This window comes from Sneathiella sp. (assembly GCF_029233945.1).
Classification (GTDB): Bacteria; Pseudomonadota; Alphaproteobacteria; order Sneathiellales; family Sneathiellaceae; genus Sneathiella.
Map to the genome: position 1 here is coordinate 1 of NZ_JARGOQ010000086.1, position 7,823 is coordinate 7,823.

Annotated in this window: 8 protein-coding genes; 5 read left to right on the forward strand and 3 right to left on the reverse strand. The window is 55.8% G+C overall.

The genetic code is table 11. The annotated features are described in order from the left end of the window. Positions 1-102: 102 nt before the first annotated feature. Genes aroQ through aat form a run of 4 tightly spaced genes read left to right on the forward strand, consistent with a single transcriptional unit; the run spans position 103 to position 3,033 of the window. The gene (gene aroQ, locus P1U71_RS17190; protein WP_301106902.1) at positions 103-540 is read left to right on the forward strand and encodes a type II 3-dehydroquinate dehydratase; all 438 of its coding nucleotides are present in this window, start codon (positions 103-105) and stop codon (positions 538-540) included. Between the two features lie 21 nt (positions 541-561). Beyond that, a complete protein-coding gene (gene accB, locus P1U71_RS17195) occupies positions 562-1,014 on the forward strand; it encodes an acetyl-CoA carboxylase biotin carboxyl carrier protein (protein WP_301106903.1) in 453 nt (150 codons plus the stop codon). Positions 1,015-1,029: 15 nt separating this feature from the next. Then, complete coding sequence (accC, locus tag P1U71_RS17200; RefSeq protein WP_301106904.1) at positions 1,030-2,370, forward strand: acetyl-CoA carboxylase biotin carboxylase subunit; 1,341 nt, start codon at positions 1,030-1,032, stop codon at positions 2,368-2,370. A gap of 12 nt (positions 2,371-2,382) precedes the next feature. After that, positions 2,383-3,033, forward strand: coding sequence for a leucyl/phenylalanyl-tRNA--protein transferase (gene aat, locus P1U71_RS17205; protein WP_301106905.1), 651 nt, complete (start codon positions 2,383-2,385; stop codon positions 3,031-3,033). On the opposite strand, the gene P1U71_RS17210 is transcribed toward aat, so the two are convergent. The 3 genes from P1U71_RS17210 to P1U71_RS17220 are packed head-to-tail and all read right to left on the reverse strand — an operon-like array spanning position 2,970 to position 4,352. Next, the gene (locus P1U71_RS17210) at positions 2,970-3,431 is read right to left on the reverse strand and encodes a DUF2155 domain-containing protein (RefSeq protein ID WP_301106906.1); all 462 of its coding nucleotides are present in this window, start codon (positions 3,429-3,431) and stop codon (positions 2,970-2,972) included. The genes aat and P1U71_RS17210 overlap by 64 nt on opposite strands. A gap of 36 nt (positions 3,432-3,467) precedes the next feature. Next, positions 3,468-3,935 carry an outer membrane lipid asymmetry maintenance protein MlaD gene (gene mlaD / locus P1U71_RS17215; RefSeq protein ID WP_301106907.1) on the reverse strand — a complete coding sequence of 156 codons (468 nt, stop codon included), beginning with the start codon at positions 3,933-3,935 and terminating at the stop codon, positions 3,468-3,470. A 54-nt stretch (positions 3,936-3,989) separates the two neighbouring features. Next, positions 3,990-4,352, reverse strand: a complete 363-nt coding sequence (locus P1U71_RS17220; RefSeq protein ID WP_301106908.1) for an NADH:ubiquinone oxidoreductase subunit NDUFA12 — start codon at positions 4,350-4,352, stop codon at positions 3,990-3,992. 458 nt (positions 4,353-4,810) lie between these two features. Here P1U71_RS17220 and P1U71_RS17225 point away from each other — a divergent pair. After that, a partial coding sequence (locus P1U71_RS17225) for a vitamin B12-dependent ribonucleotide reductase (RefSeq protein ID WP_301106909.1) occupies positions 4,811-7,823 on the forward strand: 3,013 nt, incomplete at its 3' end.

Sequence of the window (7,823 nt, forward strand, 5' to 3'; positions counted from 1 at the left end):
CATCGACTAATTTTCACGATTGCTTTAAACTCGCGCGAGACTTCTGTATAAGGGGGCAGTTTGGCCGGTGGTCGATGCGCAAACCTAGTTGCGGGGAGATGTATGAGTAAGTCAGTCATTATTATCAACGGTCCGAATTTGAACCTTCTGGGCACACGTGAGCCGGAGATTTATGGCGCCGTGACGCTGAAGGATATCGAGGCCGGAACCCGTGCCCATGGCGAGAAGATCGGTATCGAAATCGATTTTTTCCAGAGCAATAACGAGGGTGAACTGGTGGATGCCATTCAGGGGGCCGCCGGGAAACATGGCGGCATTATCCTGAACGCCGCGGCCTATACCCATACCTCTGTCGCCCTTCAGGATGCCATCAAGGCAACCGGCGTGCCGACCATCGAGGTTCACCTCTCAAATGTTTTTTCGCGTGAAGAATTTCGCCATCACAGCTATATTTCGCCCGTTGCCGCTGGTGTTATCTGCGGATTTGGGGCAAAAGGCTATGTGCTGGCCCTCGACGCGCTTGCCGACCTGATTGATTAAAGTAACCGAGACTTGGACATTATGAATAAACTCAATATCGATAAAAAGGCGATCCGGGAACTGGCCGAGATCATGAACGAAACCGGTCTTGGCGAGATCGAGATTGAAACCGGCGATCATCGCTTGCGGGTTTCGCGTGGGTCTTCCTCCGCCGGAGTGGAGACCGTCCAGGCCATTGTGCCTGCTGCTGCGCCCGCGGCCCCTGCCCCGGTCGCTCCCGCTGCTGACGCGGCGGCGCATCCCGGCGCCGTGAAATCACCGATGGTCGGCACGGTTTATCTCTCGCCTGAGCCTACTGCGGCACCGTTTGTGCGCCCGGGCGACATGGTCACGGAAGGACAGACCCTCCTTATTGTCGAGGCAATGAAAACCATGAACCCGATTGGTGCCCCGAAAGCGGGTAAGGTCGTCGAGATTCTGGTCGCCAATGAAGAGCCGTGTGAATATGGCCAGCCGCTTGTGATTTTAGAATAACCGGCGGAACGTTTGATGTTTGAAAAAATCCTGATTGCCAATCGCGGTGAAATTGCCCTCCGTATCCATCGCGCTTGCCGCGAAATGGGTATCAAGACGGTGGCGGTGCATTCCTCCGCCGATGCGGACGCCATGCATGTCCGTCTCGCCGACGAAAGTGTCTGTATCGGCCCGCCTAGCTCGGCCGAGAGCTATCTGAATATCCCCTCCATCATCGCGGCGGCGGAAGTCACCAACGCGGACGCCATTCATCCGGGCTATGGCTTTTTGTCCGAGAATGCAAAATTTGTCGATATTGTCACGGCCCACGGGATCAAGTTCATCGGCCCCTCCGCCGATCATATCCGCATGATGGGCGACAAGATCACCGCCAAGGAAACCATGCGCAAGCTCGGCGTTCCTTGCGTGCCGGGATCGGACGGTGAGGTGGAAACCCTCGCCGATGCGGAAGCCGAAGCCGACAAAATGGGCTATCCCGTGATCATCAAGGCCTCTGCCGGTGGCGGTGGCCGCGGGATGAAGGTGGCGGTGAACAAGGCCGCGCTGTCAGAAGCCTTTTCCTCTGCCCGCTCGGAGTCCAAGCTCGCTTTCGGTAACGACGCGGTCTATATGGAGAAATATTTGAGTGGCCCGCGCCATATCGAAATACAGATACTGGCCGATGGCAAGGGCAATGTGGTGCATCTGGGAGAGCGCGATTGTTCCCTCCAGCGGCGGCATCAGAAGGCGCTTGAAGAAAGCCCTTCACCGGCCATCACCGAAGAGCTTCGCTCCCGGATCGGCAAGACGGTTTCCGATGCCATTCGTGATATGCGCTATGAAGGCGTCGGCACCATCGAGTTCCTGTTCGAGAATGACGAATTTTATTTCATCGAGATGAATACCCGCCTGCAGGTGGAACATCCGGTCACCGAAATGATTACCGGGCTTGATCTCGTTCAGGCGCAGATCAATGTGGCGGCGGGCTATCCACTTGATCTCAAGCAGGAAGATATTAAATTCTCCGGCCATGCGATCGAATGCCGCGTGACGGCGGAAGACCCGCATACCTTTGCCGCGAGCCCCGGCCCGGTGACGGAGTTTCATGTCCCGGGTGGTTTGGGGGTTCGGGTCGATAGTGCGCTTTATACCGGCTATAATATCCCGCCTTATTACGACAGCCTGATCGCCAAGCTGATCATTCATGCGGGCAGTCGGGAGGAATGCCTTCTCCGTCTTAATCGTGCGCTTGAGGAATTTGTCGTGAGCGGGATCAGGACGACTTTGCCGCTGCATCAGGAAATTATCCATAATCCGGAGTTCCGTGACGGCCATTATGATATCCACTGGCTGGAAAAGTTCATTGCCTCGCGCTAATGCGCAGACGAGATGACCGCGCTTACCGCTGAGACCATTCTTGCCGCCTATCGCATCGGGGTTTTCCCGATGGCCGATAGCGCGGAGGACCCCGATCTTTACTGGGTAGAGCCCGAACGGCGTGGGATTTTCCCGCTCGATGCCTTTCATGTGCCGAAGCGACTGGCCCGGACCATTCGCAAAATGCCGTTCACGGTGACCGTGGACACGGCGTTTCAACGGGTTATGCAGGAATGCGCCTTGCCGCGCGCGGATGGCGGCGATACCTGGATCAACGATATCATTCTCGAACGGTATTGCGAACTGCATGACATGGGCTATGCCCATAGCGTGGAATGCTGGGACGGCGACGAACTCGCGGGCGGCCTTTATGGCCTCGCTTTCGAGAGTGTTTTTTGCGGCGAAAGCATGTTCACCCGGGTAACTGACGCCAGCAAGATCGCGCTTGTCTATCTGGTGGCGCGGCTGATCCGGGGCGGATACACCTTGCTGGATGCGCAATTCATCACCCCGCATCTCGCCACATTCGGTGCAAAAGAGATCAGCCGGATGGAATATCTGACCCGTTTAAAACGGGCCCTGCAAAGCGAGGGGGATTTTTATTCCTTGGGAGAGGGCGTCACGGGCTCTGACATCTTGCAGTCGATCACCCAGACATCATAGACCGGATGCTCCAGTGCGTTGATCGCCGGGCTTGAGGCAAACATCCAGCCGGTAAAGAGCGGGAGATTGTCTCCCCCTTCGTGAATTTCGGAGATTTCGAGAAAGGCGGAGGTTTCGGGCGTTTCTTCCGGTGGGCGCTTCAGGCATTTGCGCGGCCGGACGGCAAGGCTGCCGAAAATAGCGGTTTCATCGATGGGCACAAAGAGATCCTTGGTGCGCGCCGTCACTTTGTCGAGGGCGCGAAGGACGACGATATCGCCTCCGGGATTTTCTTCTCCCTCCCCCTTCGGAAGTTCAGCCGCAACAGCGACCAGGGGCATCGCGGCTATCGCGGTAAAACCGAGGAGCGACAGGACCGTAAACTGCCGGAGGCAATGAAAAAAGACGCGCGATAACATCGTCAGGTCACGCAAGCAAGGTAAGAGAGCATAGGGTTATTTCTTCTTGTCGCCGCTGCTGCTACTGCTACTGAAAATCGCCTGGGCGATCAGGTCCTGAATATTAACAGCCCCTTGGGTATAGGAAATGGTGCCGCCGTCTTTCAGCATGTCTTCCGAGCCACCCGGCGTCAGCTGCAGATAATTATTGCCCAGAAGGCTGCTCGACGTGATCTTGGCGGAGCTGTCATCGGGGAGATCAATACTCTCATCGAGGCTGATTTTCAAAACGGCGCGGTAGTTCTTCGGATCGAGAGTTTGAGATGTCACGGCACCGACCTTGATCCCGCTCATCCGGACATCACTGCCGACACTGAGCCCATCCACATTATCAAAGGACGCCGAGAGGTTGATCCCGCCGCTCCCCGTGTTTACATCCGCCGTGCGGTAGGCAAAGACAAGGAAAATTGTCGCAAACGCCAGAACCACGGCGCCAATGACGGTTTCCACAATATTACTGCTCATCTAATCCTCCTCCGCTTGCGCGAAACACTGGCGCAAGGAGCTCGTCTTTTTATTCTATGGCTTCCAGGCTTCATAGTCGCCGCTGTTCTTCTGACGTGTGCCGCCCTTCACAATCGATCCATCCGGATGATAGGCAAACTCCGTTCCGGTGAGGTTGGGCAGATGCTCTTCCTGCCAGCCGGCATTCACAAGTTCCTGCTGATCGGGAAGGTTGTCCGTCGTGTAATGCAGCCAGATATGCCAGGCGGGCGGCACTTTTGAGGCTTCCGGCTTGCCCTTGTACACGACCCAGCGGCGTTCCCGCCCGGTGGGGCCCGTCGGCCTGCCTTTTTCCCGGTAATAGTGGTTGCCGAACTGGTCTTCGCCAACCTGCTCGCCGTGCCACCATGTAAACAGCCTTGTGCCAATCGTCGCCATCTAAATCTTCTCACAGAATAGGAACATAGGTATTGGCCCGGAATATGGCATTGTGGGGCCCTTTCGTCCAGTCTAACTTTTTATCATCAGGGTGGGAGTCTTGCCATCTGGATAGTCGCTGATTCACCCCGTGACAGGCTGACATCAGTATCCATTGTTGCTTTTGCGCAACCTGTTCAATTTTTTGTTAACTATAATTCTGCCGCCTTTGTAACGAAACCGCCATATTTCGCGCATCTCGCATATAGATAAAATTTTAGACACAAGATGTAGTATTTTTGCTGTTGACTTGGCTAGGCCTGCTCGACATGATCCTATGCCACGAGGGGGATTTGCCTACTATATATAGTAGGAATTGGAAATGAGGGACCCGTTGCCGTCCCTGCGTTTTCCAACGTTTTTTACCAAATTCCCCCTTGTTTAAAAGCGAAAATGATCTGGTAAATGGAAGGTATGAGATGCGTATTGAGCGACGGTTTACAAAGAAAGATTCATCCCCTTACGCGAGCGTTAAATTCAGGCAAACCACCAGTGAAATACGTAATCCGGACGGGTCCGTTGTCTTCAAGCTTGAAGGGATTGATGTTCCCGCCGCCTGGTCACAGGTCGCCTGCGATATCATTGCCCAGAAATATTTCCGCAAAGCCGGCGTCCCTGCCCGCCTGAAACCGGTATCTGAAAAAAACGTACCGGAATGGCTGTGGCGGCAAACGGCCGACAAGAAGGCGCTTGAAAAGCTGCCGGAAGAAGAGCGCTATATTGGCGAAACGTCCTCCACCGAAGTGTTCGATCGGCTCGCCGGGACCTGGACCTATTGGGGCTGGCAAGGCGGCTATTTCGACGGCGAGGACGATGCCCGCGCCTATTTCGACGAGATGCGCTATATGCTTGCCTGCCAGATGAGCGCGCCGAACTCTCCGCAGTGGTTCAATACCGGTCTGCACTGGGCCTACGGTATTGAAGGACCGGCGCAAGGGCATTCCTATGTTGATTTCAAGACCGGCAAGCTGAAGAAATCCGTGAATTCCTATGAGCATCCGCAGCCCCATGCCTGCTTCATCCAGTCCGTTGATGACGATCTGGTCAATGAAGGTGGGATCATGGACCTCTGGGTCCGCGAGGCGCGGCTCTTCAAATATGGCTCCGGCACCGGTACTAATTTCTCCAATCTTCGGAGCGCGGGCGAAAGCCTCTCCGGCGGCGGGAAATCCTCCGGCCTGATGAGCTTCCTCAAAATCGGCGATCGCGCGGCGGGTGCCATCAAGTCCGGCGGCACAACGCGGCGCGCGGCAAAGATGGTCACGCTCGATATCGATCATCCCGATATTGAAGAGTATATCGGCTGGAAAGCGGTGGAGGAGCAGAAGGTTGCCTCTCTCGTATCCGGATCGAAGCTGTGCAACATCCACCTGAATAATGTCATCAAGGCCTGCCATGAAATCAAGGGTGATGAGGCCTTTATCCCGGCGGAGAATGTGGCGCTTAAAAAGGCGATCATCGGCGCCCGCAAGGCCATGGTGCCCGAAAACTATGTCCAGCGGGTGATCCAGTTCGCGAAGCAGGGCTACACCGAAATTGACTTCCCGACCTATGACACGGATTGGGATTCGGATGCCTACCTCACGGTATCGGGGCAGAACTCGAATAACTCTGTCCGCGTCACCGATGGCTTTATCGAGGCGGTGTTGAAGGATGGTGACTGGAACCTGATCCGCCGGACCGATGGTAAGGTTGCGAAGACCGTCAAGGCACGCGATCTGTGGGAACAGATCGGCGAGAGCGCGTGGCAGTCCGCCGATCCGGGCCTGCAATATGATACGACCATCAACGACTGGCACACCTGCCCCGAAGATGGCCGGATCAATGCGTCGAACCCTTGCTCGGAATATATGTTCCTTGATGATACGGCCTGTAATCTTGCCTCCCTCAACCTGATGACCTTCCGTCGCGCGGACAAGAGCTTCGATGTCGAGGCGTTCGAGCATGCAGTGCGAATCTGGACGGTCACGCTCGAAATATCCGTCCTTATGGCGCAGTTCCCGTCCGAGGAAATCGCCGAGCTCAGCTACAAGTTCCGCACCCTTGGGCTTGGCTATGCCAATATCGGCGGGCTTCTGATGGCGCAGGGCCTTTCTTATGATTCGGATGAAGGCCGCGCGCTTTGCGGCGCGATTACGGCGGTCATGACCGGCGTTGCCTATAAGACGAGCGCGGAAATGGCCGAAGAACTCGGTGCTTTCCCCGGATACAAGAAAAACGCGAAGAATATGCTGCGCGTCATCCGCAATCATCGCAATGCGGCCTATGGCTTAAGCGACGGGTATGAAGGCCTCTCGGTTATTCCGGTCCCGCTCGATGCGATCAACTGCCCGGAGCCGGGCCTGACAGAAGCCGCCAAGAATGCCTGGGATGCTGCGCTTGAGCTTGGCAAGGCCCACGGCTATCGCAATGCGCAAGTTTCCGTGATTGCGCCGACCGGCACGATTGGCCTTGTCATGGATTGCGACACCACCGGGATTGAGCCCGATTTCGCCATCGTCAAGTTCAAGAAGCTCGCCGGCGGCGGTTATTTCAAGATCATCAACCGCACGGTGCCCGAGGCATTGGATCACCTCGGCTATAACAAGGCCCAGGTTAAGGATATCATCGATTACGCGGTCGGGCATGGCACCCTCGAAGAGGCGCCGGGTGTCAATCATCAGGTTTTGATGGAAAAGGGTTTCACGGCCGAGACACTCGTTCGGATCGAATCAGAACTGGGCGCCAGCTTCGATATCAAATTTGTGTTCAATAAGTTTTCTCTGGGTGAAGAATTCTGTCGCGACGTGCTGGGCATTTCGGACGCACAGCTCAACGACTACAGCTTCGACATGCTATCGCATCTTGGCTTCACGAAGAAAGAGATTGAGGCGGCGAATACCTATTGCTGCGGGGCGATGACGCTGGAAGGCGCCCCTCACCTCAAAGACGCGCATCTTTCCGTCTTCGATTGTGCCAACCCGTGTGGCCGGATCGGCAAGCGGATGCTCTCTGTCGATAGCCATATCAAGATGATGGCGGCGGCGCAGCCGTTTATTTCCGGCGCAATCTCGAAAACCATCAATATGGCGAATGCCGCGACGGTTGAGGATTGCAAGGACGCCTATCTCCTCTCCTGGAAGCTCGGGCTCAAGGCGAATGCGCTTTATCGCGATGGCTCCAAACTGAGCCAGCCGCTCTCCGCCCTCACCTTCGATGAGGACGATCTTGACGAGGTCAAGGAAGAGGTTCAAGCCTCCCCCGCGGCGGCGAGCAATGTGATTGCTGAGCGGATCGTTGAGCGCATCGTATCGGAGCGCAAGAAACTGCCGACCCGGCGCAAGGGTTATACGCAAAAAGCCGTTGTCGGCGGGCATAAGGTTTATTTGCGCACCGGCGAGTATGATGACGGCGGTGTCGGCGAGATTTTCATCGATATGCATAAGGAAGGCG